Genomic DNA, 1335 nt, shown 5'->3' with positions numbered 1-1335 from the left:
TAGGCTGTGCGGAAACTCTCGGGCGTGATGGCGCATGGTGCCTTTGAAGGGGGCATTTCTCCGGGGCGGTAGATTTTGGGCGAAAGCGGTTCGGCCAGCCGTTTTCATGCCTTCATCGCGGCCATCAGCCCTTGGATGCCAATCAGCGCCACCATCCGCTTGATGTTGTAGGCGAGGACGTTCAGCGCGATTTCCGTCTTCACGTTCCTCAGCCGACGCGTCAGGAAATGGGTTGTGCCCATCCAAGCCTTTATGGTGCCGAACGGGTGCTCGACGGTGCTGCGGCGGACTGTCATCGGTTCTGAAGGGCTGGTCAGCCGGGTGCGCGCCGCTTCGATCAGATGCTCATGCGCCCACCGCGTGATCCGGCGTTCCTTGCCGGTCGTGCAGTGGAATTTTACCGGACAGTTGCTGCATTCGCCGGTCCAGTAGCGGCGCAGTTCAAGCCCGTCTTCCTCGGTCGTATAGCGGTAGGTCAGCGTCTCACCGGCAGGGCAGCGATACACATCCGCATTGGCCTCGTAGGCGAAGTCGGCTTTAACATACAGGCCCTTGGCCCGGTTGCCCGACGTCTCGGGGCGCGGAATTGTGGTGATGATGCCCGCCTCGTGGCAGGTCAGGATCTGCCGCCCGCTGAAGTAGCCCTTGTCAGCCAGCACATGCATCTCGTCGCGGTGAAGCACCTCTTTTGCCGCCTGCGCCATTGGCACCAGCAGGTCGCGGTCATGGCCTTGGTTGGTGACATCGTGCGCGACGATCAGATGCGTCTCGGCATCGACGGCGGTCTGAACATTGTAGCCGACCATGCCGCTGTTGCGGGCGCTGGTCGCCATGGCGCGGGCGTCGGGATCGGTCAGGGAGATCTGGCCGTCCGGCGCATCGGCCAAGGCCCGATCCATGGCTTGCAGATGCTGGATGTGCTGGCGGACGCGCCCGTAGCGTTTGGCCAGGTGCGCGACCTTTTCGGCCCGACCCTCGCCTTCCTCCTGCCGATCAACGCGGACCATCTCATTGATGTAGCGTTCGACGTCTGCCTCCAGATGGGCGATGCGGCTGGCGATCTTGCCCTTGGTGAAGTTGCGGTCGCGGGCGTTCACCGCGCGGAACTTGCTACCGTCGATGGCAACGCACGCACCCTTCAGCACACCGATGCGCCGACAGAGTTCTACGAACCGGGCGCAGGTGTGGCGGATGCCGGGGCCGTTGTCGCGACGGAAATCGGCGATGGTTTTGTGGTCTGGCACCAAGCGTCCCGTCAGCCACATCAGCTCTACATTGCGTCCCGCTTCACGCTCCAGCCGGCGGCTCGACGGGATCCGGTTCAGATAGCCGTAG

General features: G+C 63.2%; 1 protein-coding gene. It reads right to left on the bottom strand.

The genetic code is table 11. From position 1 onward, the window contains the following. Positions 1–104: 104 nt before the first annotated feature. Positions 105–1335 (bottom strand): IS1182 family transposase (locus AC1Q5O_RS27220; RefSeq protein ID WP_492567200.1); only part of this gene is annotated, 1231 nt, incomplete at its 5' end.

The organism is Phyllobacterium sp. MT110 (assembly GCF_058792715.1).
This window is presented reverse-complemented; position numbering and strand designations above follow the sequence as displayed.